Annotated in this window: 20 protein-coding genes and 1 pseudogene; 20 read left to right on the top strand and 1 reads right to left on the bottom strand. The window is 71.8% G+C overall.

Features of this window, described 5'->3' with window-relative positions:
• From H489_RS21625 to H489_RS21575, 13 genes and pseudogenes are all read left to right on the top strand, one after another.
• Nucleotides 1–264 carry a F0F1 ATP synthase subunit epsilon gene (locus tag H489_RS21625; RefSeq protein WP_017885743.1) on the top strand — a complete coding sequence of 88 codons (264 nt, stop codon included), beginning with the start codon at nt 1–3 and terminating at the stop codon, nt 262–264.
• Entirely contained in the window at nt 261–1,031 is a 771-nt protein-coding gene (locus H489_RS21620) for a YaaA family protein (RefSeq protein ID WP_326997933.1), read from the top strand. The genes H489_RS21625 and H489_RS21620 overlap by 4 nt, the downstream gene beginning before the upstream one ends.
• A gap of 108 nt (nt 1,032–1,139) precedes the next feature.
• Entirely contained in the window at nt 1,140–1,697 is a 558-nt protein-coding gene (locus H489_RS21615) for a hypothetical protein (protein ID WP_017885741.1), read from the top strand.
• 25 nt (nt 1,698–1,722) lie between these two features.
• Complete coding sequence (locus H489_RS36570) at nt 1,723–2,538, top strand: FHA domain-containing protein (protein ID WP_152427141.1); 816 nt, start codon at nt 1,723–1,725, stop codon at nt 2,536–2,538.
• Nucleotides 2,539–2,541: 3 nt separating this feature from the next.
• Entirely contained in the window at nt 2,542–3,363 is an 822-nt protein-coding gene (locus tag H489_RS21610; protein WP_017885739.1) for a PP2C family protein-serine/threonine phosphatase, read from the top strand.
• Between the two features lie 131 nt (nt 3,364–3,494).
• Nucleotides 3,495–4,907 carry a serine/threonine-protein kinase gene (locus H489_RS21605; protein WP_031259111.1) on the top strand — a complete coding sequence of 471 codons (1,413 nt, stop codon included), beginning with the start codon at nt 3,495–3,497 and terminating at the stop codon, nt 4,905–4,907.
• On the top strand, nt 4,904–10,765 hold the full coding sequence (locus H489_RS21600) for an Ig-like domain-containing protein (RefSeq protein ID WP_017885737.1): 5,862 nt from the start codon (nt 4,904–4,906) through the stop codon (nt 10,763–10,765). Before H489_RS21605 ends, H489_RS21600 begins: the two co-directional genes overlap by 4 nt.
• A 61-nt stretch (nt 10,766–10,826) precedes the next feature.
• Nucleotides 10,827–11,798: an AAA family ATPase gene (locus H489_RS21595; RefSeq protein ID WP_017885736.1), complete on the top strand. Its 972-nt coding sequence runs from the start codon at nt 10,827–10,829 to the stop codon at nt 11,796–11,798.
• Between the two features lie 98 nt (nt 11,799–11,896).
• Nucleotides 11,897–13,210, top strand: a complete 1,314-nt coding sequence (locus H489_RS21590; protein ID WP_040418733.1) for a DUF58 domain-containing protein — start codon at nt 11,897–11,899, stop codon at nt 13,208–13,210.
• Entirely contained in the window at nt 13,207–15,684 is a 2,478-nt protein-coding gene (locus H489_RS21585; protein ID WP_017885734.1) for a DUF3488 domain-containing protein, read from the top strand. The genes H489_RS21590 and H489_RS21585 overlap by 4 nt, the downstream gene beginning before the upstream one ends.
• Nucleotides 15,681–15,749 (top strand): annotated as a pseudogene (locus tag H489_RS38800) (zinc-ribbon domain-containing protein); the annotation flags it as partial. The gene H489_RS21585 and the pseudogene H489_RS38800, both read left to right, overlap by 4 nt.
• Before the next feature lie 123 nt (nt 15,750–15,872).
• Nucleotides 15,873–17,600 (top strand): FHA domain-containing protein, encoded by a 1,728-nt coding sequence (locus H489_RS36565; protein ID WP_200860505.1) that lies wholly within the window; start codon nt 15,873–15,875, stop codon nt 17,598–17,600.
• 65 nt (nt 17,601–17,665) lie between these two features.
• On the top strand, nt 17,666–18,421 hold the full coding sequence (locus H489_RS21575; RefSeq protein ID WP_017885733.1) for a hypothetical protein: 756 nt from the start codon (nt 17,666–17,668) through the stop codon (nt 18,419–18,421).
• 47 nt (nt 18,422–18,468) lie between these two features.
• Here the strand turns inward: H489_RS21575 and H489_RS21570 are convergent, their stop codons facing one another.
• Nucleotides 18,469–19,461, bottom strand: coding sequence for an asparaginase (locus H489_RS21570; protein WP_051067348.1), 993 nt, complete (start codon nt 19,459–19,461; stop codon nt 18,469–18,471).
• A gap of 34 nt (nt 19,462–19,495) precedes the next feature.
• Between H489_RS21570 and H489_RS21565 the strand changes: the two genes are divergently transcribed.
• The 7 genes from H489_RS21565 to ispG all read left to right on the top strand — a co-directional run bounded on the left by H489_RS21565 (nt 19,496) and on the right by ispG (nt 26,845).
• A complete protein-coding gene (locus H489_RS21565) occupies nt 19,496–20,005 on the top strand; it encodes an OsmC family protein (RefSeq protein WP_017885731.1) in 510 nt (169 codons plus the stop codon).
• Nucleotides 20,006–20,011: 6 nt separating this feature from the next.
• Nucleotides 20,012–20,983, top strand: coding sequence for an FKBP-type peptidyl-prolyl cis-trans isomerase (locus H489_RS0118210; RefSeq protein WP_017885730.1), 972 nt, complete (start codon nt 20,012–20,014; stop codon nt 20,981–20,983).
• A gap of 2 nt (nt 20,984–20,985) precedes the next feature.
• Nucleotides 20,986–22,098, top strand: coding sequence for a 1-deoxy-D-xylulose-5-phosphate reductoisomerase (dxr, locus tag H489_RS21560; protein WP_017885729.1), 1,113 nt, complete (start codon nt 20,986–20,988; stop codon nt 22,096–22,098).
• Between the two features lie 128 nt (nt 22,099–22,226).
• The gene (locus tag H489_RS21555; RefSeq protein ID WP_017885728.1) at nt 22,227–23,555 is read left to right on the top strand and encodes a M50 family metallopeptidase; all 1,329 of its coding nucleotides are present in this window, start codon (nt 22,227–22,229) and stop codon (nt 23,553–23,555) included.
• A gap of 25 nt (nt 23,556–23,580) precedes the next feature.
• Nucleotides 23,581–25,077: a purine-cytosine permease family protein gene (locus H489_RS21550; protein ID WP_017885727.1), complete on the top strand. Its 1,497-nt coding sequence runs from the start codon at nt 23,581–23,583 to the stop codon at nt 25,075–25,077.
• A complete protein-coding gene (locus tag H489_RS21545; protein WP_017885726.1) occupies nt 25,074–25,634 on the top strand; it encodes a cysteine hydrolase family protein in 561 nt (186 codons plus the stop codon). Before H489_RS21550 ends, H489_RS21545 begins: the two co-directional genes overlap by 4 nt.
• A 56-nt stretch (nt 25,635–25,690) precedes the next feature.
• A complete protein-coding gene (gene ispG, locus H489_RS21540; protein WP_171907786.1) occupies nt 25,691–26,845 on the top strand; it encodes a flavodoxin-dependent (E)-4-hydroxy-3-methylbut-2-enyl-diphosphate synthase in 1,155 nt (384 codons plus the stop codon).
• Nucleotides 26,846–26,886 lie beyond the last annotated feature (41 nt).

The raw sequence follows: 26,886 nt of genomic DNA, 5'->3' as shown, positions 1-26,886 counted from the left end.
ATGGCGGGTCTCAACGTGAGCGTCGTCTCGGCTGACCGTGAGGTCTGGTCGGGCGACACCACCATGGTCGTCGCACGGACGACAGAGGGCCAGATCGGCATCCTCGCCGGACACGAGCCGATGCTCGCGATCCTGGCGCAGGGTCAGGTCCGCATCACGCGGGCCGATGGGTCGACCGTCGCGGTCGACGCCGAGGACGGCTTCCTGTCGGTCGAGCACGACACGGTGACGATCGTCGCGCGGCAGGCCGCGCTGGCGTCCTGACCGGACTGACCGTCCTGCTCCCGCCTTCGGAGACGAAGCGGGAGGGCGGGGACACGAGTCGCACGCTCGATCTGCGTGCGCTCTCGTTCCCGGAACTGGCCGATGAGCGGGCCGCGGTGATCACCGCGGCCCGCTTCGTCAGTTCCGAGGAGTCCTCGGCCAGGACGGCACTCAAGCTCGGTCCGAAGTCGATCGCCGAGCGTCTCCGGAACCTCGAGCTCGAGACCTCGGGCACCATGCCTGCGATCGAGCGGTACACGGGGGTCCTGTTCGACCCGTTGGGTGCCCAGGACGCGGACGCTGCGACCCGGGAGTGGTGGGCGGAGCACGTGATCGTGCAGTCCGCGATGTTCGGGCCGATCGGTGCGGGGGACCCGATCCCGGCGTACCGGCTGTCGCACGACTCGCGGCTCGGTTCGATCCGGTTGGCCGCGCACTGGCCGGCGGTGTCGACCCGTTCCCTGCTGACCCGTGCGGACGGCCTGGTGCTCGACCTGCGGTCCGAGGGGTACCGGCAGCTCGGCCCCGTGCCCGGAGCGGTGGCACCACGGGTGGTGAGCGTCGACGGCTCCGGCCGTCGTCGAGCCCTGAACCACTGGAACAAGACGGCGAAGGGTCGCCTGGTGGCGCTGCTCGCCCGCACCGGTGCGAGCATCGGCAGCATGGGCGACCTGGTCGAGTGGGCTGCTGCGCACGGTGTCGTCGTCGAACCGAACGAGGGCGGCTGGGATCTGGTCGCCGAGAGCCTGGAGCCCGTCACGGCCTGAGCCGGACCCGCCCGGTCCGTCCTCCACACGCGTCGTCAGCGGCGCTCCGGTCCACAGATGGCCGGGGCGCCCCTGCCTGGAGGCCCGCAGCACGTTTCGATGACGTGCATGATCCCTCTCACGGCACAGTCCGACCCCGGTTCCGCAGTCCGTTACCCTCGCGAGATCGCCGCTGCGGTCACCCTCCCCGCCGCGGCGGCCGCGCTGGTCGCGCCCGGTCGTGCCGACCTGTCGACGGCCGCTGCGACGGCCGTGGTGACAGCGTGCGGCGCGCTCGCGCCCCGGATGGCCCTGGTCCCCTTCATCGCGGCACAGGGCGCACCGGATCCCCGGTCGATCCGCGTGTTCGACCCCTTCGCCGATCCGACGCCGCCGGCGCTCCACGGGTTCGGCCCAGCGCCCGACCGTGCCAGGGTCCGGCTCGCAGGGGATCGGTGTGCTGATGCCTGGCGGCTGTGGCGGGCACAGGACGGCCCGTTCGACGGCTCGTCGGGCGCTGCGGGTGCCCTGTCGCTCGGGGCGTGGTGCGCCTGGGCGCTCGGATCGTGGGCACGGGCGGAGACCCGGGCACGCTACGCCCTCGAGACCCGCGCGGACGACCCGCTCGCGGGGCTGGTCCTGCGCTCGGTCATCGCCGGCAGTGGGCCGTCGTGGGAGCGGCGATGACCTGGGGTCGACAGGATCGTCTACGGTGGGGGAGACCACACTGGGAGGGCTCCGGTTGCGCGACGACGACATCGAGGACACCGTCATCCGGCGACCCCGACGATCGCCGGGCGGTGACCGGACGGCCGACGCCATCGGCGACACGGTCATCCGTGGCGCAGCACCGGGCGGTTCCGGCACCGGAGCGGACCCGGCGTCCGAGTCCGACGACGGGGTCCTCGGCGACACCGTCATCCGGCCCGGACACGACGGCGCCGTCCGGGTGCCGGCGCCGGCTGACGACGCCGATCCGGAGGACACCGTCGTCCGGCTGCCAGCGCGACCGGGCGCCGGGCCGGGCCCGTCCGTGGGCGCTGCCCCGGGCCTCCCGACCGTGCCGTCGGTCCCCGCAGCGCCGACGGCACGCGTGCCGTCCATCCGCATCGGCGACCGCACCTTCCGGCTCGACCACCCGGTGGTCATCGGCCGACGGCCGTCGCTGCCGCGGGTCACCCGCGGTCCGCAGCCCGAACTCGTGACCGTGCGGTCGGTGTACGGACAGGTGTCCTCATCGCACGTGCGGATGCACGCCGAGGGCGAGGCCGTCGTCGTGCAGGACCTCCGGTCCACCAACGGGACGGTCGTCCGCCCGGCCGGTGCACCCGCCTACCGCATGGCGTCGGGTGCGTCGATCGTCGCGCTGACGGGTACGGTAGTCGAGATCGGTGACGGCAACGCCATCGAGGTCCTCTCGCCGTACCTCCGGGTCGCACCGACGGCAGATGGGGCGCCTCCGGTTCTCCCGTTGCCCTCCGATCAGACAGCACACGGCACGCCCCGACCCACCAGAGAGCGATCCTGACACGTGACCGAACTCGGCCGAGCAGCCACTGCGCACGCCATCGACGTCCCCGGTGCCGACGGCGCCACCCTGACGCTCTCGTGGGGAGCCGCGACCGACGTCGGTCGACGGCGTGACCACAACGAGGACAGCTACATCGTCGGTGCGCCGTTCTTCGTCGTCGCCGACGGCATGGGCGGGCACCTGGCAGGCGACCGCGCCAGCGACGCGGTCGTGCGTCGGCTCGAACAGGTCACCGCGGAACCGTTCACCACGCGGCAGGGCATCCAGCGTGCCCTGCTCCTGGCGACGGCCGACATCGAGCGTGCAGCCGGCGGCAACGCCATCGGCGCAGGTACCACGGTCACCGGGATCGCACTCGTGGCGTCGCTCGGGCAGCCCGCGGCGCTCGTGTTCAACGTCGGCGACTCGCGTACCTACCGCATCGAGGACGGCGTGCTCCGTCGCGTCACCGTCGACCACTCGGTGGTGCAGGAGATGGTGGACGCCGGCCTGTTGCGGGCCGAGGACGCCGAACAGCACCCCGACAGCAACGTCATCACGCGAGCCGTCGGCTTCGGTGAGCCGCCGGCGCCGGACTGGTGGACCCTGCCCCTGCGGGCCGGTGACCGCTACATCGTCTGCTCGGACGGGCTGACCAAGGAGCTCGGCGACGCCGGCATCGCCCGGATCGCCGCACGCGAGCCGGGCGCGCAGGACCTGGCGGAGCGCCTGGTCGGCGACGCCGTCGTGGCCGGGGGCCGTGACAACGTCACCGTGGTGGTGCTGCAGGTCGACGCCGCACCGGACGACGGTGACCTCGAGGACACGCTGCCGCGGCACTAGCTGGCCCCCGAACTGGGGGAACACGTCGACCGGTGGGGGACCGACGTGCGGAATGTCGGTCACCCACGCTTCGTACAATGACATGGCCACGTCGAGAGAGCTGGCCGCTCGGCCGGGGGGAGGAGAGGACCATGGCGAGACGCCTGCCGTCCAACCCGCCCGTGATCGGCGGTTTCAGTCCCGTGCACGTCCTCGGGTCCGGTGGCTTCGCCGACGTCTTCCTCTACGAGCAGGACATGCCCCGGCGCCAGGTCGCGGTCAAGGTGCTGCTGGACGAGGTCGTCGACGACCGTGTCCGGCAGATGTTCCAGGCCGAGGCCAACCTGATGGCCCGGCTGAGCACGCACCCGTCGATCCTCACCGTCCTGCAGGCGAGCGTCGCGGCGGACGGTCGCCCGTACCTCGTGATGGAGCTCTGCTCGTCGTCGCTCAGCGAGCGGTACCGTCGCGAACCGATCCCGGTCTCCGAGGTGCTGTCGATCGGCATCCGCATCGGATCCGCCCTCGAGACCGCACACCGCGAGGGCGTGCTGCACCGCGACATCAAGCCGTCGAACATCCTGCTGACCGCCTACGGCAACCCCGTGCTCTCCGACTTCGGCATCGCCGCGACCATCGGCGGCACCGACCCGGACGAGCCGATCGGCATGTCGATCCCGTGGTCGGCCCCCGAGGTCCTGATCGACGAGTCGCGCGGCACGATCCAGTCCGAGGTGTACTCGCTCGCTGCCACCGTCTACTCGCTCCTGGCGGGGCGCAGCCCGTTCGAGGTCCGTGGCGGCAAGAACGGCGCGAACGACCTGATGCACCGGATCGACAAGGGCGGGGTGAAGCCCACCGGACGCACCGACGTGCCGCCCTCGCTCGAGCGCCTGCTCGCCTCGGCACTCTCGCGCAAGCCGCAGGGGCGCCCGGCGTCGGTGATCGAGCTCGTGCGCGGGTTCCAGCAGGTCGAGGCCGAGCTCGGCATCCCGCAGACGTCCGCCGACGTCGCGGTCGAGGCCTGGGCGATCTCCACACCGACCCCACACGGCGACCGCACGATGATCCGTGAGCTGCAGCCGCCGACCCGTGTCGGTGGCCGCCGCCGGACCCGACGCGCCGTGCAGGGCGGTGTCGTGGCCGGCGGCGGCCACAGCGTCGGCACGGTGCACCGCACCGGTTCCGTGACGCGGAGCCGCCGCCGGAGCCGTTCGACCCTGGTCTGGGCGACCTCCCTCACCGTCGTCGTGGTCGCCGCCCTCGCCGTCGCCACGGTCGTCGTCGTCGGACGACTCGGCGCCGGGGCGATCCCCGTCGTCGCCGAACTCCGCGCCGAGACGTCCCCGCAGTCGGTGTCGTTCAGCTGGACCGACCCGGGCCTGCGCAGCGGCGACACCTACGTCATCTCGTCGAACGGCTCCTCGAGCCAGCAGACCGGCACGACCTTCGTCGTCTCCGGTGACCGGGGCGACGAGGAGTGCATCGCCGTCGCGGTGAACCGGGACGGCAAGACGGGCGCTGCGAGTGCGCAGAAGTGCGCGACGATCGGGAGCGCCGGGTGATCCGCGCCCTCCTCGCGAAGCACCGCTCCGCCGCGGTGACGACGGGCGTCTCGGTGCTCGTCGCCGCCGTCGTCGCGACCACCGCCATCGTGTCCACCGGGTACCACACGCAGCGCGTCGACCTCGGGGACGGCACCGTGTGGGTGCCCTCTGCCAAGTACGGCGCCGTCGGACGGGCGAACACCGGCATCCTGCAGCTCAACACCGCGGTCGAGACGGCCAGCGACGACCTCTCGGTGCTGCAGCGTGGATCCACCGTCTACAGCGTCGACGAGACGAAGGGCACCGTCGCACAGGTCAACGTCGCCGACGCCACCGTCGGCGACGCCATCACCCTGCCGGCGGGGACGCCACACGTCTTCTTCGCCGGTGACACCGCGGTCATCGGCAACGCCGACACGGGCGAGCTCTGGGCCACACCCGCGAGCGACCTCGCCGAGTTCGACGCGTCGGCCAAGGCCGACCTGACCCTCGGCGCCGACACCGTCTTCGACGCCTCCGACGGGCACGTCGCGGTCTACTCCGCGAAGACCGGGACCGCATCGCTCGTCGACGTCGGCACGACGCTCACCGTCGACCAACGGTGGAAGGTCAAGATGGACCGCGGCGACGACTTCCAGGTCGCGACCTTCGACGGGCACCTCGCCGTGCTCGACCGCACGAGCGGTGCCCTGTCGGTCGACGGCCGCACCGTCGAGCTCGGTGACCGGGTGGGCTCGTCGCCGGCGCTGCAGCGTTCGTCGGACACGACGGCCCAGGTGACCGTCGCCGGCACAGCGGGCCTGGTCCGGGTCAGCGCCTCCGGTGCCGTGGACGCCACCGCGCTCCAGGTCTCCGGACGCGCCGCCCGGCCCTACGTCGACGGATCGTGCACCTACGCGGCATGGGCGGGCGGAGAGGCGATCGACACCTGCGACGGCAACGCGCTGCAGCGGCTGGCGAGCACCGGCGGCACGAGCGAACTGCAGATCCTGCACAACGGCGACACCGTCGTCGCCAACGACCCGACGAGCGGCCGTTCCTGGGCCATCGACCGGAGCGGTCAGCTCATCGACAACTGGGCCGACCTGATCAAGCGGGACGACCAGCAGCAACGGGAGCAGGTCTCCGACGACGACCCCGAGGTCGACAAGGACCAGAAGCCGCCGGTCGCGGTCGACGACGAACTGGGCGCTCGTCCGGGACGCACCACGAGCCTCCCGGTCCTGCTCAACGACTACGACCCGAACGGTGACCCGATCATCGTGAGCAAGGTCGGCACCATCTCGAAGTCCGCCGGCCGCGTCGCGATCGTCGGCGACGGCCAACGCCTGCAGGTGACGCTGTCGTCGCGCGCCACCGGAACCGTGACGTTCCCGTACACGATCACCGACGGCAACGGCGGCTCCGACACCGCGACCGTCCGGGTCACCGTCCGTCCCGACAGCCAGAACGAAGCACCGCGGCAGGTGCGCGACACCTCTGCCGACGTCGTCCAGAACGGGCACGTCGTGACGAACGTCCTCGGCGACTGGGTCGACCCGGACGGCGACCCGGTGTACCTGGAGTCGGCCACGGCGTCGAACGGCGACCGGGTGTCCACCACGCCCGACGGTCTGCTCGACTTCCGGAACGACAGCGGTCGGACCGGCGAACGGTCCGTGCAGCTGGTCGTGAGCGACGGACGCGCGGACGGCCGGGGCGCCGTGACGGTCCGGGTGGCCAAGCAGGGCACCGTCCCGCTGCGTGCCGATCCGTTCCCCGTGTCCGGCTACGCGGGCAAGGCGTTCACGGTCGAGCCGCTCGACCACGTGCGGGGCGGCAACGGCACCGTGACGCTGACGAGTGTGTCCTCGGCGTCCGGCCTCACCGTCACCCCGAGCTACGACGCCGGCACGTTCCGCGTGCAGGGTGAACGGGCGGGCGACCACCAGCTCGAGTACACGGTGACCGACGGCGTGAAGACGTCGAGCGGCATCGTCCGTGTGACCGTCCTCGCGCCACCGGACGCGTCGACGGCGCCGATCACCACGCCGAAGACGGTGTTCGTCAACACCCTGTCCTCGAAGGACACCGACGTCACCGCGACCGACATCGACCCGGCGGGCGGCGTGCTGCTCGTGACGGCGCTCGACGGCCCCGGACGCGGCAGCGGCGTGCAGGCGAGCATCCTCGACCAGCACACGGTCCGGGTCACCCTCACGGCACCGCTCGACGGACCGGTCTCGTTCGGGTACACCGAGACCAACGGCCTGGCGTCGTCCCCTGGCACGATCACCGTCGTCGAGATCCCGAAGCCAGACCGCATCCAGCCACCGGTCGCCCAACCGGACAGCTCCACGGTGCGTGTGGGCGACGTCGCGAACATCGACGTGCTCGACAACGACACCCAGCCAGAAGGCGAGCCGCTGACGCTGCAGCCCGAGCTGGTGCAGAACGTGCCGGGCGACGGCGGGCTGCTGTTCGTCTCCGGTGACCACCTGCGGTACCTCGCCCCGAAGACGCCGGGCAACTACACCGCCGTCTACCGGGTCGCCGGGCCCGACGGCCAGTACGCCGACGCCGCCGTGTCGATCTCGGTGCGCGAGCGCGACGCCGCCACGAACAACCCGCCGGTCCCGCAGACCGTCACCGCGCGCGTCGTCGCCGGGTCGTCGGTGCGGGTCAGCGTGCCCCTGAACGGGATCGACCCGGACGGCGACTCCGTCCAGCTCGTCGGCGTGGGTTCCAACCCCGACAAGGGATCGGTCACCGACGTGGCCGCGGACGCCCTGACCTACGAGGCCGGCGACTACTCAGCCGGCACCGACGAGTTCACCTACACCGTGGTGGACGCTCTCGGCGCCCGTGCGAGCGGCACCGTGCGCGTCGGCATCGCGCCGCGCGCCGAGCAGGCGTCGAACCCCGTGGCCGAGGCCGACCACGTCACCATCCGGCCGGGCGGCTCGGTCACGGTGCGCGTCCTGCAGAACGACTCCGACCCCGAGGGTGGGCAGCTCACCGTCGCACAGGCGGAGCCCACGGCAGAGGACGTCACCGCGAAGATCCTCCGCAAGCAGCAGATCCGCGTCACGCCCCCGAAGTCGGCGAAGAGCGGTGACTTCGCGGTCCTGTACACCGTCGCGAACACCAGCGGGGGATCGAGCACGGCCTTCCTCACGGTGACCGTCGACCCGGACGCCCAGCCGCTCCGGCCCGAGGTCGACGACACCACCCTCGACCTGCAGGACATCCTGCACCGGCAGAGCGTGACCGTCGACGTGCTCGACAACGTCTTCTTCGCCGAGGGCACCGCGGCCGACCTGCGGGTCGGCGTCGTCCCCGGCTACGGCGACACGGCGAAGCCCACCGACGACGGCCGCATCACCGTGCGGTTGACCGACGACTCGCAGGTGATCCCGTTCTCGGTCGCTCGGATCGACCATCCGGACATCGTGTCCTACGGTTTCATCAACGTGCCGGGCTTCGACGATGCCCTGCCCCAGATCAACCGCAGCGCGGGCGCGGTCACGGTGAAGAGCGAGGCGACCGTCCGCATCCCGCTGCAGGACTTCGTCGTCACCGCGAACGGCAAGACCGCGAAGATCACCGACCGCGGCACGGTCAAGGCCACCCACGCCAACGGGCAGAGCCTCGTGGTGGACTCGTCGACGCTGCAGTTCACGTCGGCGAAGCTCTACTACGGCAGGGCGTCGATCTCGTTCGAGGTCACCGACGGGTCGTCGGCGAACGGCGGCAAGGGACGCGTCGCCACACTCGTGCTGCCGATCACGGTGACGCCCCGGTCGAACCAGCCGCCGGCGTTCACGGGCTCCTCGGTCGAGATGCAGCCGGGGGAGACCCGCAAGATCGACCTCACGAAGCTGACCGACTACCCGTACCCGAAGGACCTGCCGGAACTCCGGTACTCGATCGTCGGGCGGCCCGCAGCGGGGACGACCGCGTCGATCGCGAAGCAGCAGCTCACGATCTCGGTCGCCGACACCGCGAAGAAGAACACGACGGCGTCCGTCGGGATCGGTGTCGCCGACGACGCCAACGCCGGGCGTGCCGGGACGGTCACCGTCGGTGTCGTCGCCTCCACACGACCGGTGGTGCAGCCCGGCGCCGACCGCTCGGTGACCAAACGCGGGGCGACCACCACCATCGACGTGCTCACGAACGACCAGCCGACCAACCCGTTCCCGGGTGAGCGTCTGCGCGTGGTGAACATCCGCGGACTGTCCGGCGGGCTGCCGAGCGGTGTCACCGTCACCCCGAGCGGTGACCGCACCCGCCTGCAGGTCTCGGTCGCAGCCACCGCGAAGCCCGGCGACGCGCACCTGCAGTACCAGGTGGCGGACGCGACGAACGATCCCGACCGCTACGTCTGGGGCGACGTCACGATCTCGGTGCAGGACGTTCCCGATGCCCCCGGTGCGCCCAGCCGGACCGGCTCCTACGACGGTGGCCAGGCCACCCTCACCTGGTCGACGCCGCAGGGCAACAACTCGCCCATCACCGGCTACCGCGTCGTCGGGACCAACGGTGTCTCGAAGAACTGCGGCACCGCGACGGTGTGCACGCTCACGGGACTCGACCCGAAGGCGTCCTACCGGTTCCAGGTCGTGGCGACCAACGCGATCGGCGACTCGAAGCCCTCGGCCCGCTCGGCCCCGGTGAGCGCGGACTTCGTGCCGGCACCGCCGAAGGGCATCACCGTCACGCCGAGCAAGTCGACGCCGAACCAGCTCGACGTCAAGTGGGGCAAGGTGTCCGCGCCGAACAACGGCAGCGCGGTCGACGACTACATCGTGTCGATCGAGGGCCCGGGCCTGTCGACCACTCGCCACACCGGGACCGCCACGAACACCTCGTTCACCGGTGCCCAGAGTGCTGCCCAGTACAAGGTCACCGTGTCGGCCCGCAACGACGCCGACCGCAACGGCACCGTCGTGCAGTGGAACTCCGCGTCCGCGACCGGCAGCGCTGTCGGGACGCCCGGCAAGCCGACGAACCTGCAGGCGGTCGCCGGAGACCAGGCAGACTCCTCGGGTCGGTCGACCGTGACCGTGACCTGGAGCGCCGGTGATGCCGCGGGCGGCTCGGGGCTCCGCTACGCCGTGTTCCGTTCCGGCAACGTGAACTGCGCTTCGCCTTCCTCGAACTCACTCGGCAGCTCGAGTCCGACGCGCGACTCGGGTGTCGGCGGTGGGTCGACCCGGTACGCGGTGACCGTGACCAACGGCTACTTCTGCAACGTCGAGTACGTCGACGCCGTGACCTACGAACGCCCGTCGGGAACCGGCAGACCCTCGGTTGACGTCGTGCCGGCTGGCACCAACCTCTGGAACGTGAGCGTCACCGCCCCGTCGCGGCCTGCACATCACTACCAGCTCGAGACCGGCGGACAGCCGATCACGCTCCAGCCTGGCCAGACGTGGACGGGCGTGCCCGGGTCCGGCGCCCGCAACGTCTCAGCACCCCTGACCCTCCGCGCATGCGGCGGCCCAGGGAGCAGCTTCTGCACGTCTGATGCTGACTCCTGGACGGGGAACGCCACCGCGTTCGATGCGAACCTGACGGTCACGACCGCCCAGCAAGGACAGGCGATCGCCGTGACGGGCCCCAGCGGCAGTGGGATCACGGTGCGGTACACCGCGTACTGGTACGCGAGCGACGACGGTGACGGATTCCCCACGACATCGAGCTGGGACGCTGGGCAAACTCCTCCCGAACCACCGTTCTTCGCCAAGTCCGTCAAGGTCCGCGCGTACGTCAGCGCGACGGACGGATCCGGTTCGACCCAGGCCGGCGAAGCGACCGAACCGTTCTCGGTCGCAGCCGCCCCGGAACCTCCGCCAGAGCAACCGGCCCCGGAACCCGCCCCCGGCGGCTGACCCCCGCCGCCCCGACCAGCCCTCTGCCGCACCTCCCGCCACGACCGAAGGACCATCCCGCATGAGCATGACCCCGGAGCAGGCCACCTGGTTCGCCGACGTCGCAGGCCGCATCGTGACCAACGTCGAGCAGGTGCTCCTCGGGAAGACGTTCGTGATCCGCCTCGCGGTCACGGCGATGCTGAGCGAGGGACACCTGCTCCTCGAGGACGTCCCCGGCACGGGCAAGACGAGCCTGGCCCGGGCGATGGCGCAGAGCGTGCAGGGCACCACGAACCGCATCCAGTTCACCCCCGACCTGCTGCCGGGTGACATCACCGGCATCAGCGTCTACGACCAGCGGACGCAGGAGTTCGACTTCCACCGCGGGCCGGTCTTCGCGAACATCGTGCTCGCCGACGAGATCAACCGTGCCAGCCCGAAGACCCAGTCCGCGCTGCTCGAGGCGATGGAGGAGTCCGCGATCACGGTGGACGGCGTCAACCACCGTCTCGCTGCGCCGTTCATGGTCATCGCGACCCAGAACCCGATCGAGCAGGCCGGCACGTACCGCCTGCCCGAGGCGCAGCTCGACCGCTTCCTGATGAAGACGTCGATCGGCTACCCGGACCACGCCGCGACGGTGAAGATCCTGGAGACCTCGTCGGCTCCCTCGGCGTCGGTCCCGCTGGCGAGCGTCGTGCCCGCCGCGACCATCACCGAGATGGCGGCCCTGGCGCGCACCGTGCACGTCGACGCCGTGATCGCCGACTACGTCGCCCGCCTGGTCGACGCGACCCGCTCGGCGAGCGAGGTCCGACTCGGCGTCAGCGTCCGCGGTGCGATGGGCCTGATCCGTGCGTCCCGCGTCTTCGCGGCGCTGAGCGGCCGGCACTACGTCACCCCGGACGACGTGAAGGCGCTTGCGGTCCCCGTCCTCGCACACCGCCTGGTGCTCGACGCCGAGGCCGAGTTCGACGGCGTCAGCGCACCGAGCGTCATCGCACAGCTGCTGGTGGAGACCCCGCCGCCCGCCGACCGAGTCACGACGTGACGGACCGCCGGTCCGTCTCCACGCGCTCGCGCCGTCCGTCCTCGACGCGGTCGCGTCGTGGCACGACGGCGTACGAGCGCACGGGGACCGTCACCGGCATGACCAACGTCCGGACGCGCATCGTCGGTGACCGCGACGGCGTCGCAGCGGATGCGGTGATCGGGATCGTCCGGATCTGGGCAACGGCCTGGAGGTTCGTCCTGCGTCTCTGGGGCGAGGTCTCGTCCGTCGTCACCGGGCTCGGGTGGACGGTCGCCGCGCTGACGCTCGTCGCGTTCGTGGCCGGCTACCGGTTCGGCTTGCGGGAGATCGTCGTCGTCGGGTTCGCCGGTGCGGTGCTCGCGGTCGTCGCTGCGGTGGCGCTGATCGGCCGGTCGCGGCTCGCGATCCGGATGCGGTTGCCGCAGCACCGCGTCGCGGTCGGCGACGAGGCCGGTGTGATCGTCACGGCCGAGAACCCCACACGGTTGCCGTCGGTGCCGACGACCGTCGAGGTGCCGGTCGGATCGGGCCTCGTGGACGTGGCGATCCCCGCCATCGGGCCGCAGGGCACGTTCGAGCGGCAGGTTCCCGTCCCCACGCTCCGCCGCGGGGTGCTCGACGTCGGTCCCGTGACCGGGGTCCGCGCCGACCCGGTCGGGCTCGTCCGCCGCGAGGTCGTCTGGACCGCCCGCGAGCAGGTCATCGTGCACCCGCGCACGATCGCGATCCCGTCGACGAGCACGGGCCTGGTGCGCGACCTCGAGGGGCAGGCGACGACCGACCTGTCGCCGTCGGACATCGCCTTCCACGCGATCCGCGAGTACATGCCCGGTGACGACCCCCGCACCATCCACTGGAAGTCGACCGCCAAGTCCGGCGCGCTCATGGTCCGGCAGTTCGAGGACACCCGACGCTCGCACCTCGTGGTCGCGCTCGGCATCGCCCGCGGCGAGTTCGCCGACGACGAGGAGTTCGAGCTCGCGGTGAGCGCCGCGGCGTCGCTCGGTGCCCGGGCGATCCGTGACGGCCGTGAGGTCTCGGTCGTGGTGTCGCAGCGCACCCCGGAGTTCGCCAAGCGCGCCGTCTACGCCGTGCGGACGCTCCCGACCGTGACGCCCACGCGCCTGCTCGACGACTTCGCCTCGGTCGGCCTCGCCGACGCCTGCCTGCCCATCGCCGAGGTCTCGCGGATCGTCGGCAGCGACACCGAGGGCATCTCCGTCGCGTTCCTCGTGGTGGGGTCCACCGTCGGCCTGCCCGCCCTGCGGCTCGCCGCAACCCGGTTCCCCGTCGGGGTGGAGGTCGTCGCGGTGATCTGCGAGCCCGAGGCCCAGCCCCGGTTCCTGCGGGTCGCCGGCCTGACCGTGATGACCATCGGCTACCTGGACGACCTCCGGCACGCCCTGCACCGATCGGCGTCGGCAGCGTGAGCGCCGCACCCGTGACCACCCCGGCACCCTCGGCGGACCGGGCGAGGCGTTCCACGCGACGGTCGGACCGTCGCGATGCCCGACGGCTCGTCCCGTTCCGGCTCGCCGGCGGCACCCTGGCGGTCTGGCTGCTGCTGGCCGTCGCGAGCGCGTCGTGGTGGCCGGTGTACCGCGACTCAGCGATGCTCACCGCGGCGGTCACCGCGATCGTCATCGGGACGGTCGTCGCGCTCCTCGGCACCCTGTTCCGGCTGCCGACGGCCGTCGTGGCGATCGCGACGGTCGCCGCCTTCACGGTGAGCGGTGTCCCCGCCGCCGTGCCGAGTCAGGCCAACGGCCTGCTGCCCACCGGGCGCGGATTCCTCGACCTCTTCGCGGGCGTCGCCCTCGGCTGGAAGCAGCTGGTGACCATCAGCCTGCCCGTGGGGTCGTACGAAGCGTTGCTCGTGCCGTACTTCGTGACGCTGCTCGTCGCCACGGTGACCGCCGTGAGCGTGGCGACCCGCGCCTCCAGGCAGGAACTCGCGAGCATCCCGGCACTCGTGCTCTTCGCGGTGGGCGTGGTCGTCGGGCCGAGCCGGCTCGACACGTCGATCGTGACGGCCGTCGTCCTGGTCGGCATCGCGCTCGTCTGGGCGCTGACGGTGCGGCACGCGCGTCGCGCGGTCGCGGTGGCCACCACCATCGGTTCCCGTGTGCCGGTCGCGCGATCGATCGTCCGTCCGGCGCTCGTCGGCACGGGGACCATCGTGGCCGCGGCGGTCGTGGCGACCGGTCTCGGCCTGGTCGCTCCGCCGTCCGGGGACCGCACGGTCGCGCGCACCGACGTCGTGAAGCCGTTCGACCCCCGCGACTACGTCAGTCCGCTCAGCGGGTTCCGTGCCTACGAGGAGTCGACGGCATCGGACGCCACCCAGCTCCGGGTGACCGGTCTGCCGAAGGACGGGTTCGTCCGCGTCGCGACGCTCGACACGTACGACGGCGTGGTCTACCGCGTCGGCGGGTCCGACGGTTCGGCCGGCTCGGGCACCTTCGAACGGGTGCCGACCGCGGTCGACGTCCGGGGTGTCCGGGGCACCACGGTCGACGTCGGGGTGACCGTCGACGGCTACCGCGGTGTCTGGTTGCCCACCGTCGGCGACCTGGAACGTGTGCAGTTCACCGGGAAGGACGCCGACGACGAGCGCGGCGCGTTCTTCTACAACAGGTCGACCAGCACCGGCGCGGTGGTGGGCGGCGTCGGCGACGGCACCTCCTACGACCTCACCGCGGTGCTGCCCGACCAGCCGACCGAACGGCAGCTCGCCACCGCCCGGCCGGGGAGCGCTGCCGTGCCCACCGCGCGGGACGTCCCCGACGCCGTCCGCGACACCGTCGAGTCGACCACGAAGGACGTGTCGGCGCCCGGGGCGAAGCTCCTCGCCGCGCTGCAGGCGCTGCAGCGGAACGGGTACGTCAGCCACGGTGTCGGTGACGACCGGAAGAGCCGGTCGGGCCACGGCGCCGACCGGGTCCAGGAACTCCTGACCGCACCCCTGATGATCGGCGACCAGGAGCAGTACGCCGCGGCGGCCGCACTCATGGCGGACGATATCGGGTTCCCCGCACGGGTCGTGATGGGCTTCACCGCCGGGGGAGACTCGGGCCGGAACGGCACCGCACAGCGCGGGGGGACGACGACCTTCCGCGGGTCCGACGTGACGGCTCGCATCGAGGTGGACACCGCGCAGTGGGGATGGGTGATGCTCAACCCGAACCCCGAGGTGCGCGACATCCCGAACGAGCAGCAGCAGACCCCGCAGCCGGTGACCCGGCCGGAGACCGTCGTGCCGCCGCCTCCGGTGGACCAGCAGGACCAGGACCAGCAGGCGCCTCCGGAGAGCGACCGGAACACGCCGCCGGTGCAGCCGCTCTGGCTCCAGATCCTGCTCGCGGTGCTGCCCTGGGCACTCGGGACCCTCGGCGTGGTCGCACTCGTGCTCCTGCCGTTCGCCGTGATCGTGCTGCTGAAGCGACTGCGACGGCGCCGACGGCGGAACGCCGCCTCGCCGCGGGGCCGCATCGTCGGTGCCTGGGACGAGTACCGTGACCAGCTGCTCGACCGTGGGCACGACGTGCGGCGTTCCGCCACTCGTCGTGAAGCCGTCGTCGGCGCACCCGGCGAGGGCGGTACCGGACTCGCTGCGCTGGCCGACCGCGCGGTGTTCGGACCGAGCGACCCCGACCAGACCACCGCCGACCGCATGTGGTCCGCGACCGACGACGCGATCGGCTCGTTGCGCCGCGACCGCACCCGCCGGGAGCGGTTCCGCACGGCGGTCTCGCTCCGGTCCCTGCGGGGAACGCTGCGGCGTCCGACGGCGCGGGCTCGTCGGGGGACCGGCGGCCAGGGTGCACCGGGGCGCGGCGACTACGATGTCCAGAGGCCGGACGAGCGTCGTGGTCGGCCGAGTGAGGACAGAGGCACCACGTGATCAGATGCGAACACTGCGGATCGATGCTCCCGGACGGGGCGATCTTCTGCGGTGAGTGCGGCCGCGCGGTAACCGCTGCGGCGAGCCGTCGCCCGGTCGCGCCGACCCCCGTCGAGCAGGCACCGCCGCCGCCGTTGCAGCAGCCCGACGCGCACGGCCGACGATCCGACCCCGCCTCCGACGCCTGGTTGCCCGAATCCACGCTCGACCCCGCGACCCGTGCCTGGCTCACCGGTGCCGACCGCCGCGGCGAGGAACCGCCGGCCCCCGTGCCGGTGCAGCGTCCCGATGACCTCGCCCCACGACAGGCGCCCTCGCACGTGCACGGTGCCGGGTCGGGGCTCGACGACTGGTCGGGTGCGGCGGACCGGTCAGCGGCCGAGCCGGTCCTGGACCCCGACGCCTACGCGTCCGACCCGCTCGACGCCGACGACCCCGAGCGGACCCGGATCGCCCCGGCATCCGGTCGACCCGCGACACCCGCGGCGCCGGCGAACGACGCCGATGCGCCCACCGTGCAACAGCCGGTGCCGTCTCCGCCAGCCGCTCCTGTCGCTCCCGTCGCGCCTGTCGCGCCCGAGCCCTCCCTGCCCGTCTGGGCACCGCCAGCCGACTCCGCACCGCCGGCAGCAGCCGCCGGTCCGTCCTGGTGGGTGGGCCGGGGCGCACCTGCCGCCGCCGAGGCACCCGCCGAGCCGGTCGTCCCGCCCATGCCAGGAGCACCGTCCGAACCGGTCGCCGAGCAGGACGCTCCGGCTTCCGCGCGTGCGTCCGAGGCGCCGGTCGTTTCCGCGCCGGAGCCGGACCACCTGACCGTCGCCGCCTCGGAGACCGCTGCCGACGACGACCAGTCGCCCGTCGTGTCGCCCCCGCAGCCCGGGGACACCGCCGTGGTCGAACCGCTGATCGACCGCCGTCCGCCGCGTCCGGCCCCGCTCGTCACACCGGGCATGCACGAGACGACCATCTGCCACGTCTGCGGCAACCGGCTCGAGCCGGACGACATCTTCTGCGGTGAGTGCGGGGCGGTCCGGCCCGCCGTGACCGCGGCCTTCACCGGCCCGGTCATGCCGTTGCCGATGACCCGGCCCGACTGGGCAGCGGACGACACCGCCGGCACCGAGCCGTCCGAGGCGAGCACCGCCACGAACCGGGACGACGGGCACGACAGCAGTGCGGACGAGCCCGCGGACCCAGACGGGTCTGCCGACGACGCAGCACTCGACGAGCCGGATGACGAGATCCAGGCGGACGACGAGTCCGTCCCCGCCGACGTGGAGCAGTCGAGTCCGGGCGGACGCCCCCGCGGGGCGCACGCTGCACCGGAGACCGAATCGGAGACACCGCGCGGGGCGCCTTTCGTCGCGGATTCGCCGATCCCACCCGTGCCGGGTTCCGTCGCCGCGCCGTCCTCGGCGCCGTCCACCACGACCACGGGCGCACCGCTCGCTGCGCCCCTGCCCCCGATCCCGGGCGTGACCGGACCGGCGCTGCCCCTGCAACCTGCTGACCGGCCGGACTCGAACGCCGGAGTCGACGACCTCGACGAGGACGTCGACGAGACCCGCATCGTCGCGAAGACCCCGACCCGGGCTCCGTTCGTGCTGCACTTCAGCACGGGTGAGCGGCTCGGCGTGCACGGCACCGGGCTCCTCGGTCGACTGCCCCGACCGCAGCCGGGGGAGCGCTACGACGACCTGCTGACCGTGCACGATCCGGGCAAGTCCGTGTCGAAGACCCACCTCGAGCTCGGCCGGGACGGCGATGACCTGTGGGTCTCGGACCGGTTCTCCGGCAACGGCACGGTCGTCCGGCACATCGACGGATCCATCCGCCGCTGCGAGCCCGGTCGCCGGTACCGCGTCGAGCGGGGCGCGCGCGTCGACATCGGTGAGCAGTTCTTCCTGGTGCAGTAGGGCACTTCTCCACAGATCCGCTCCCTGACCAGCGCGGGGCACCCGGTTCCTGGTGCGATGGGGACATGTCCCGGTTCACCGCTCGCTGCGTGGTCGTGGGGGCCGCGGTCGCGCTCGTCGTGGTCGGCGTCCTCGCGCCGCTCAGCGGCGTCGGGCACGGTGTCCTGCTCGGCGCAGGCGCGTGCTGCGCCCTGGTCGACGTGGTGCTCCACCGTTCCGCGTCGGCGCTCCCGGCGGACCGTCCGGTCGTGGTCGTCGCGCCGTCGATCCCCGACCGGGTCGGTGCTCCGGGCACACCTCCTGACACGTCGGAACGCCTCCACGTGCTGCAACCGCCGGCGGCCCTCGTCCCCGACGCCGATGGTGGGTCACCCACACTCGTCCTCGGACACGGTCCCGGCGATCACGTGGTCCGGGTCGATGCGGCGTCACACGTCGCGGTCGTCGGGACCGGGGCACTGGCTCTCGCGGTGTTCCGCGGGCTCGCCGAGCAGCTCCGTGCCGCTGCCGTCCACGACGGGGACGACCTGCGGTGGGCCGTCGCGCCCGGACTCCTCGACGCCGGGGGACCGACCAGCGACGAGCCCTCGCCGTGCACCCTGCCGCGGGGCACCTCGGTCGCGGTGTGGATGGACGAGGGCGGCCGACCGCTCGGCACCGTGGTGCTCGTGGCCGGACTCGGATCGGTGCCCCGACAACGAGACGTCACAGTCGAGGTCACGCGGTACGGCTGTTCCGTCCGCCGATCCGACGACCACGACGTCGTCCGGGTCGCCCCGGCGCTCCCGCTGCTCGACCTCGACCCCGTCGGCACCGGCTGAGGAAGCGCGCCAGACGGGGGCGCCGATCGATCAGCGACGACCGAGCATCAGCGCAGCCCGGCGCCCGCGCGCACCGTCCCGACGGGCACACCGCCACCGAGGACCCGCTCACCGGTCGCCTCGAGCACGTCGGCCACCCCGTCGGCCGCGACGAGCCCGTTGCGCTCGAGCAGGGCCAGGGCTGCCAGGGTGCCGGCCCGTTGTGAGCCGTCGAGCACCTTCACCGCGACCGCCGCACCGCCGGGCAACCCCATGACCATGACGCCCTCGGCACCGAACTTCGCGAGCACCTGCAGCCGCTCGATGGTCACCGTGTTCGCACGTCCGACGCCGTCGATCGCCCACGGGTGGGCCAGGACCGCGTCGGTCAGGGCGGCGGAGTCGTCGTCGGCCCGTGCCACGACCCCGGCGAACCCGCGCGCGAGCCCGGTCAGGCTCAGCGGGAACACGGGAGCGCCGCAGCCGTCCGTGCCGACCAGGTCGACGGACTCGTGCGTGTACTCCTCGACCACGGAACGCACCCGCTGCTGCAACGGGTGCTCCGTGTCCAGGTACGTGGCTTCGTCCCACCCGTTCACCCGGCAGGCGGCGAGCATGCCGGCGTGCTTGCCGGAGCAGTTCATGGCCAGTCGGCGGGGGCCGTCCATCGTGCGGGCGGTCCCGCGGTCGAAGGGCATGTCCGGCGGGCAACCGAGGTCGGCCTCGACGTGGTCGAAGGACTCGAGCATGTGCAGGGCGAGCGCCTGGTGCGCGGCGGTGCCGGCGTGGCTCGCGGTGGTGAGGACGAGCTCCTCGTCGGAGAACAGCGCACCGGCTCGTCGGACCGCCAGCGCCTGGAACGGCTTCATGGTGGAACGCGGGTAGATGCTCGCGGTCACGTCGCCGACGGAGTCGATCACCGTGCCGGTCGCGTCGACGACGACGCCGGCGCCGACGTGTCGGCTCTCGTCGAACCCTGAGCGTTCGAGCACCGCCAACTCGACGGAACCGTCGGCGGTGAGAGGATGGCGATCACTGCGGACTTCGGGGCTCACCGTCATGCCGCCATGCTAGCCAAGGCGAAGGGGCGCACCCGTGCACGACCACTCCTACGAGGTCTCCGTCAGCTGGACCGGCGACCGCGGGACCGGCACCTCCGGGTACCGCGACTACGGCCGCGAACACGTCGTCTCGGCCACCGGCAAGCCCGACGTCCCCGGCTCCGCCGACCCGACGTTCCGCGGGGACCGAGATCGCTGGAACCCCGAGGAGATGGTGGTCGCGGCACTGGCCCAGTGCCACATGCTCAGCTACCTGCACGTCGCGGTCACGAAGGGCTTCACCGTCGTCGACTACCGGGACACCGCGACCGCGTCGCTCCGCCTGAACCGCGACGGGTCGGGCGAGCTGACCGAGGCGACCCTGCACCCGGTGGTCACGATCCTCGAGGCCGACCGGGTGGCGGACGCCGAGGCCGCGCACACCACGGCCAACGAGCTCTGCTTCATCGCGCGGTCGGTGGCGTTCCCGGTGCACCACGAGCCGCAGCTGGTCGTCCGACCTGCGTCATTGGCAGGGGACTCTTCGGCTGGTGGGGCAGACTAGGTTCCCGTGAAGCGTCTCCGCCTGCTCCCGATCGCCATCGTCCCCGCCGTCGTGCTGGGACTCGCCGCCTGCTCCGGCTCCGGTTCGAGCGGGCCCTCGGCCTCGCCGACCCCGTCGGCCAGTGCCACGGCCTCGGCGATCACCTCGTGCCCCGACCCCGGCAAGTCGTCCGACTCGATCAAGGCGACCGGGGCGTTCGGGGGAGCGCAGGCGCCGACCGTGAAGTTCGCGTCCGGTCTGTCCGCCAAGACCCCGCAGGCCACCCGGCTCGTGCAGGGCAAGGGCGCGTCCCTCGACGAGGGCGACTACGCGCAGGTCTCCTACAGCGTGTACGAGGCGTCCGACGCCAAGAAGCTCGGCACCGTCGGCTTCGACGAGGGCAACCCGCAGGTGCTCTCCGTCGGTGGCAAGGGCTTCGGCGCGCTCCTGGCCTGCTCGAAGGTCGGCGACCGGATCGCCGCGGTCGGACAGTCCTCCGCACTCGGCTTCAACACCGGCGGCGAGATCGTCGTGGTCGCCGACGTCGTCGCGCAGACCCCGACCAAGGCGAACGGCACCCCGCAGGACCAGGACCCGGGACTGCCCACGGTCAAGGACAAGGCTTCCGGTGAGCCGGAGATCACGGTCCCGAAGGGCGTGAAGGCACCCACGAAGACCACGGTCGAGGTGCTGAAGCAGGGCGACGGCGCCGCGATCGCCGACGGCGACACCGCGCTCGTGCAGTACAAGGGCGTCGTCTACGACACCGGCAAGGAGTTCGACTCCTCGTGGTCGAAGGGCGTCCCCACCACCTTCACCGTCTCGGAGAGCGCGCTCATCAAGGGCTTCGTCACCGGGCTCGTCGGCCAGAAGGTCGGCTCGCAGGTGCTCATCGTCGCCACGCCGGAGGACGCCTACGGCGCCAACCCGCGGGAGGGCTCGGGCATCCCGAAGAACGCCACGCTCGTCTTCGTCGTCGACATCCTCGCCAAGGGCTGACCGTGACGGACGACCGCGTCGGCAGCGCCGGTCCGGAGCGTCGGCGCATCGTCGTCCTCGGCAGCACCGGCTCGATCGGCACCCAGGCGCTCGACGTCGTCGCCCGCAACCCCGACCGGTTCGAGGTCGTCGGGCTCACTGCCGGCAGCAACCGTGCACTGGTCGCCGAGCAGGCCGCCCGGTTCGGCGTCCGCGACACGGCGTTCGGTGCGGCCGACTCGGAGCAGCTCGTCCGCAGCGTCGAGGCCGACGTCGTCCTGAACGGCATCACGGGCTCCGTCGGCCTCGGTCCGACGCTCGCGGCGCTCGAGAGCGGTGCCACACTGGCCCTCGCCAACAAGGAGAGCCTGATCGTCGGCGGCTCGCTCGTGCAGCAGGCCGCGGCGCCCGGGCAGATCGTGCCCGTCGACAGCGAGCACTCCGCGATCGCGCAGGCGCTCCGTTCCGGCGCCGACACCGAGGTGCAGCGGCTCGTCCTCACCGCGAGCGGCGGTCCCTTCCGCGGGCGCACCCGTGAGCAGCTCCGCGACGTCACCCCCGCCCAGGCGCTGGCGCACCCCACCTGGGACATGGGACTCGTCGTCACGACGAACTCCGCGACCCTGGTGAACAAGGGGCTCGAGGTCATCGAGGCGCACCTGCTCTTCGGCGTGCCGTACGACCGCATCGACGTCACCGTGCACGCGCAGTCGATCGTGCACTCGATGGTCGAGTTCGTCGACGGCTCCACCATCGCCCAGGCATCGCCGCCGGACATGCGGCTGCCGATCGCGCTCGGCCTGGCCTGGCCGGACCGCGTGCCCGGCGTCGGCGTCCCGCTCGACTGGACGACCGCGAGCACGTGGACGTTCGAGCCCCTCGACCAGGACGCCTTCGGAGCCGTTGCCCTCGCGAAGCGCGTGGGCGAACTGGGGGGGACGTTCCCGGCCGTGTTCAACGCCGCGAACGAGCAGGCCGTCGCCGCGTTCCACGCCGGCGCGATCGGTTTCCTGGACATCGTCGACACGGTCGAGCGCATCGTCGAGGAGCACACCGCGGGGGAGCCGTCACTCGACGGCGTGCTCGCTGCGGAGCAGTGGGCGCGCACCGCTGCGGACCGCGCACTGACCCGCTGACGCGGGTCGCGCCTCCCGTCCGACGCGGAGGCGGCAGACCGCGGACGTGACGCACCGGCCTGGAGGCCCAGCTCGCCTCTCAGACGGCGCTCGGCTCCGTCATGGAATCAGTCCCGTACTCTTTCCCGGTGACCGTCGAATCCGTCCTGCTCTTCGTCCTCGGCGTGGTCGTCTTCATCATCGGCCTGCTGGTCTCGATCGGACTCCACGAGCTGGGGCACCTGTCCTTCGCGAAGCTCTTCAACGTCAAGGTGACGCAGTACTCGCTGGGCTTCGGCAAGGCGATGTGGTCGTTCAAGCGGGGTGAGACCGAGTACGGCATCCGCCCGATCCTGCTGGGCGGGTACATCTCGATGGTGGGCATGCTCAAGCCGCGCGCTTCGGGCCGCGAGATCACGAACACGGGGATGTACAGCGCGTTCGTGCAGGACGCCCGTCAGGCCAGCGCCGAGCAGATCGCGGACTCCGGCGGCGACGACTCCCGCGCCTTCTACCGCCTGACGCCGTGGAAGCGGATCATCGTGATGGTCGCCGGCCCGGCGATGAACCTGGTGATCGGCATCGTGCTGTTCGGCGTGCTGCTGTGCGGGTTCGGGGCACCGACCACGACCTTCACGTCGAGTGTCGGCTGCGTCCTGCCGAACAGCCGGACGACCGAGTGTTCGCCCGGCGACGCCGTGTCCCCGGCGAAGCAGGCCGGCATCGCCTCCGGCGACGTCGTGCTCTCGGTGAACGGCGAGCAGGACCCCACGATCACGCGCGTCTCCCAGGTCTTCCAGGAGTCCGCGGGTGAGCAGGTCACCGTGGTCGTCGACCGCGACGGCGCGCGGAAGACGCTCGAGATCACCCCGACGACCGCCACCCGTGACGTCTACGACGCCGAGGGGAAGGTCGTCAAGAACGACGACGGCACCACGAAGACCCAGCGCGTCGGCGTGGTCGGCGTCAGCATCGGTCAGTCCCTGGTGCGGCAGTCCCCGGCCGCGGTCCTGCCCGCGACGGGCGCCCAGATCGCCGCGTCGGCGCACCTGATCATCGACCTGCCGCAGCGTCTGGTCGCGGTGTGGAACGCCGCGTTCGGTGCGCAGGAGCGGTCGCAGGACAGCCCCGTGTCGGTGGTCGGTGTCGGTCGTGCGATCGGGGAGGTCTCGTCGATGAGCGGTGTCCCCGTGGTCGACAAGGCGTACACGATCCTCGGGCTGCTGGCCTCGCTCAACATCGGCCTGTTCGTGCTCAACATGGTGCCGCTGCTGCCGCTCGACGGCGGGCACATCGCGGGCGCGCTGTGGGAAGCGATCAAACGACGGTCGTTCAAGCTCGTCGGCAAGGCCGACCCGGGGCCCATCGACCTGGCGAAGACGATGCCGCTGACGATGGTCGTCGTGGTGCTGCTGGCGGGCATGAGCGCGCTGCTCATCTACGCCGACATCGTCCGACCTGTGAACCTGTTCGGGTAGCGCTCGGAGCCACTACGCTCAGCGCATGAGCACAGCCGCCACGAACCCTCCCGAGGTTCGCGCCGTCGAACGACAGGGGCTCGACGTCATCGCCGAGTCGGATCGGAAGGGCTCCCCGAGGGGGCTGTTCTGGCCGTGGTTCGCGGCGAACATCTCCGTCCTCGGCATCGCGTACGGGTCGTTCGTCATCGGGTTCGGTATCTCGCTGGCCCAGGCGACGATCGTCTCGGTCATCGGGGTGGTGTTCTCGTTCCTGCTGTGCGGCATCGTCGCGATCGCCGGCAAGCGCGGTTCGGCGCCGACCATGGTGCTGAGCCGAGCGGCGTTCGGGGTCCGCGGCAACCGGGTGCCCTCGTTCCTCAGCTGGGTCCTCACCGTCGGGTGGGAGACCTCGCTCGCCGCGCTGGCGGTCCTGGCGACCTCGACGGTCTTCACCGAGCTCGGTTGGGACGGCGGGGTGCTGACGAAGGTCGTCGCGCTGATCGTCGTCGCAGCGCTCGTGGTCGGCGCCGGGATCGCCGGGTTCGACGTGATCATGCGCCTGCAGACCGTGATCACCGTCGTCACCGCCGTGTTGACCGTCGTCTACATCGTGCTCGCCGCGCCGACGATCGACTTCGCGGCGCTCGGTGCCCTGCCGTCCGGCAGCACCCAGAACGTCATCGGGGCGCTCGTGCTCGTGATGACCGGGTTCGGCCTGGGCTGGGTGAACGCCGCCGCCGACTACTCGCGGTACCTGCCGCGAGGCGCGTCCACCGGTGGTGTCGTCGGGTGGACGACCCTCGGCGGCGCACTGGCGCCGGCGATCCTCGTGGTCTTCGGCGTCCTGCTCGCCGGGTCCTCGCCGGACCTGAACGCGGCGATCCAGGACGACCCGATCGGCGCGCTCACCACGATCCTGCCGATCTGGTTCCTCATCCCGTTCGCGATCGTGGCGATCCTCGGGCTCGTCGGGGGAGCCGTCCTCGACATCTACTCGTCGGGCCTCGCGCTGCTCAGCGCCGGCGTGAAGATCCCACGGCCGGTCGCCGCCGGGGTCGACGGTGCGTTCATGGTCGCCGGCGCCGTGTACATCGCCTTCTTCTCGGAGAGCTTCGTGAAGCCGTTCCAGGCGTTCCTCGTGACCCTCGGCGTGCCGATCGCCGCGTGGGCCGGCATCTTCGTCGCCGATGTCCTGCTCCGTCGTCGCGCCTACGCCGAGGCGGAGCTCGACGATCGCCGCGGGCGCTACGGAGACGTCCGGTGGCTGCCGATCGCGCTCGTCGTGCTCGGCACGGTGCTCGGCTGGGGTCTGGTCACGAACACGTACGGCGTCCCCGCGTGGCTGAACTGGCAGGGCTACCTGCTCGGCCCGTTCGGACTCGGCGGACGCGGAGGGGCCTGGGCGTACGCGAACCTCGGCGTCCTCGTCGCCCTGCTGGTCGGGTTCCTCGGCACGCTGCTGTTCGCGCGTGGGTCGACCCGCCGTCAGGAAGCACTGAGCACCCCGGAAGCACTCGGCACCCCGGACGACCTGCGATGAGCGCGGAGGTCCCCGACGACGCCTGGCTCGTCGTCATCGACATGCAGCAGGTCTTCACGGGCGAGAACCCGTGGGCGGCACCGCGCTTCGACCACGCCGGCGCCGGCATCGAACGGCTCCTGCCCCGGTTCACCGGTCGCACGGTCTTCACCCGCTTCGTCGCCCCGGTCCAGCCCGAGGGTGCGTGGGTGCCGTACTACCGCGAATGGCCATTCGCTCTGCTCCCGGACGCCGACCCGCTGTACGCGCTCACCGAGCCCTTCGCGTCTGCTGCCGCGGACCGGAACGACCCCGTCGTCACGGAACCGACCTTCGGCAAGTGGGGGACGGGCCTCCAGGCCGTCGTCGGCGACCATCCGCACCTGGTGCTCACGGGGGTGTCGACCGACTGCTGCGTGCTGTCGACCGCGCTGGCGGCGGCGGATGCCGGCGCGACGGTGACGGTCGTGGCCGACGCCTGCGCCGGCGCCAGCGACGCGGACCACGACCGGGCCCTCGCGGTGATGCGGCTCTACGCCCCGCTCATCACGGTCGTGGACTCGGTCAGGGAGCTCTGAACGGACCCACGGGGACCAGAGCCGGCATGGTCAGACCGAGCGCGTAGAGTGCTCACGTGCCCGCAGTCAACCTCGGTATGCCCAAGTCCCCCGAAACCCTCGCTCCGCGTCGCAAGTCGCGGCAGATCCGGGTCGGCAAGGTGCTCGTGGGCGGCGACGCCCCGGTGTCCGTGCAGTCGATGACCACGACGCAGACCACCAACATCAACGCGACGCTGCAGCAGATCGCCGAGCTCACGGCGTCGGGCTGCGACATCGTCCGGGTCGCCGTGCCCACGCAGGACGACGCCGACGCGCTGGCGATCATCGCGAAGAAGTCGCAGATCCCCGTGATCGCCGACATCCACTTCCAGCCGAAGTACGTCTTCCAGGCGATCGACGCCGGCTGCGCGGCGGTCCGCGTCAACCCGGGCAACATCCGCAAGTTCGACGACCAGGTCGGCGCGATCGCCAAGGCTGCCAAGGACGCCGGCGTCTCGCTCCGCATCGGTGTGAACGCGGGGTCGCTCGAGCCGAGCCTGCTCCAGAAGTACGGCAAGGCCACCCCCGAGGCGCTCGTCGAGTCCGCCGTGTGGGAAGCCTCCCTGTTCGAGGAGCACGACTTCCACGACTTCAAGATCTCGGTCAAGCACAACGACCCGATCGTCATGGTGAAGGCCTACCGCCAGCTGGCCGCCGCTGGTGACTGGCCGCTGCACCTCGGCGTGACCGAGGCCGGGCCGGAGTTCCAGGGCACCATCAAGAGCGCCACCGCGTTCGGCATCCTGCTGGCCGAGGGCATCGGCGACACCATCCGCGTGTCGCTCTCCGCCCCGCCCGCGCAAGAAGTCAAGGTCGGCCTGCAGATCCTGCAGTCGCTCAACCTGCGCGAGCGGAAGCTCGAGATCGTCTCCTGCCCGAGCTGTGGCCGCGCCCAGGTCGACGTCTACCAGCTCGCGAACGACGTCACGAAGGGGCTCGAGGGCATGACCGTCCCGCTCCGCGTCGCCGTCATGGGCTGCGTCGTGAACGGTCCGGGCGAGGCGCGCGAGGCCGACCTCGGCGTCGCCTCCGGCAACGGCAAGGGGCAGATCTTCGTCAAGGGCCAGGTCGTCAAGACCGTGCCCGAAGCCGAGATCGTCCAGACGCTCATCAACGAGGCGAACCGCATCGCGGACGAGATGGGTCCCGCGGCCGCCACCGGCACGCCCCAGGTGATCATGGCGCCGTAGGCGCGACCACCATCCTGACCGGAGGCCCGGTGCCAGCTGGC

Origin of the sequence: Curtobacterium flaccumfaciens UCD-AKU, from assembly GCF_000349565.1 — a bacterium.
GTDB lineage: Bacteria > Actinomycetota > Actinomycetes > Actinomycetales > Microbacteriaceae > Curtobacterium > Curtobacterium poinsettiae.
The sequence above is the reverse complement of the archived record's forward strand: the minus strand, read 5'-3'. Positions and strand labels throughout refer to the sequence as shown.